Here is a 1,669-nt window from a genome sequence, read left to right on the forward strand (position 1 = left end):
GTCCGAGTCACGTCGGCGATCCGGACCCGGCTGCAGGCGACGCTCCGCGACCTCTTCCCGGACTACGACCGGCCCGTCGCGTTCACGTTCTCCAAGACGGGTCGAGTGCTACTCCGCGAGGGGCTGCTGTGCCCGCACCGGCTGGCCAAGCTGGGACAGACTCGACTGCTGGCGATGCTCCGGCGCCGCGTGCCGGGCGTCAAGACCGTGACCGGCGAGCGGCTCGTCACTGCGGCGACCGCGTCGGTCCGATCCGCGCCTCCGCCGGCCGTGGCCTCGGTCCTCAGCGACCGGCTCGCGGTGCTCGTGGCCGAACTCGAGATCCACGAAGGGCACGCAGCGGCGCTGAAAGCCCAGATCGAAGCGCTCGGCGAGACGCTCAAGGCGCGTGACCAGCTTCCGCCTATCGACGAGGCCGTTTCCGGCATCACGCTCTTCAATCTGGCGCGACTGGTGGGTCAGACCGGCCCGCTGGGCGACTTCGCGAGCAAGCGTCAGCTCTTGCGCTACGCTGGGATGAATCTTCGCGAGCGCGAGAGCGGCAAGTACAAAGGCCAGACGCGGCTGAGCAAGAAGGGGCGACCGATGCTGCGCAAAGTGCTCGGCCAGGCGGTCTTCCCGGTGCTCCGCGGCGACCGCCTGCTCGGGGTGCGCTACGCTGAGCGGCGGGAGCGGATGGTGGAGCAGAAAGCGAGAGTCGCCGCGATGCGCAAGCTGCTCGTCGCTGTCTGGGGCGCCCACCGCAGCGCAGGCGCTTTCGACCCGGCCCGGGTCCACATCTGCCAGAGCCAGTATGGGCGAAGTCCTTCGCCCGCGCTCGCCGCCTAGCCCACTACTTCCGACCGCTGGGACATCGTCCCGCCCCCCCCTGCCGCCGAGAGGACCGACAACCGCCTGTCAAGCCTCGTAGATCTGATCTGCTGAGAGCTTCGCCATGCACCATCGAGCGCCCCGACTCGTCGGGAGCAGCTCGTCCCTCGGCGGCGCCCTCCGCCTCGCAGAGCCCATAAGGGACGTTCCTCGTCGCTCCACGCCCCGGCGTCGGAGACGACCGATCCCGGCCAGCATGGCTCGCGACCGACCGGGGTGACGCGCTCCATGCTCGTCCGCCGCACCCCAGCGGCGGGCTAGGGACGCCGCGTCTCACCCGCCACCTCGTTCGGCTCCTCACGTCCGCCCTGCTCGAATTGACCGGAATCGCTGTCGACCCCTTGACTTCCGCCTAATACCAGCGGCGGGTTACACAGCCCCGACCGCCGGAGCCTCGACACGCAGACCTCCCGGTCCCGCAGCCACGACCAGAGAGCCGACCGACGAGACCACGGCAACGGCCCCTCCGAGTTGCGCAGCCGCGTGGGTCGTCGTAACCGCGATCGGTCGCATCCCCGCGCGTCGCGCGGCCTCGACCCCTGCGGGCGCGTCCTCCACGACGACACACCGGGCCGGGTCTACTCCTAGACGCGACGCCGCGAGGAGGTACGCCTCCGGGTCCGGTTTCCCGCGCGAGACGTCCTCGGCGGTGACGAGAACGGCGGGCGTAGGCAGATCGGCGAAATCGAGCCGGGTCTGAGCCGTCAACGCCGTCCCGCTCGTGGCGACGGCCCAGGCCCCTGGCGCAAGGGAGCGGACGAGGGCGGCGGCCCCATCGTAAACCCGGAGCCCGTCGGTG

At 70.7% G+C, this 1,669-nt stretch carries 2 protein-coding genes; one reads left to right on the forward strand and one right to left on the reverse strand.

The genetic code is table 11. The features are described 5' to 3' along the window. On the forward strand, positions 1–828 hold an 828-nt coding region (locus WBA11_RS02420), incomplete at its 5' end, for a transposase (protein WP_424519134.1). Positions 829–1,239: 411 nt separating this feature from the next. Here the strand turns inward: WBA11_RS02420 and WBA11_RS02425 are convergent. Continuing rightward, the coding region (locus WBA11_RS02425; RefSeq protein ID WP_424519135.1) for an HAD-IA family hydrolase at positions 1,240–1,669 on the reverse strand (430 nt) is incomplete at its 5' end.

The organism is Rubrivirga sp. (genome assembly GCF_049648075.1).
Classification (GTDB): domain Bacteria; phylum Bacteroidota; class Rhodothermia; order Rhodothermales; family Rubricoccaceae; genus Rubrivirga.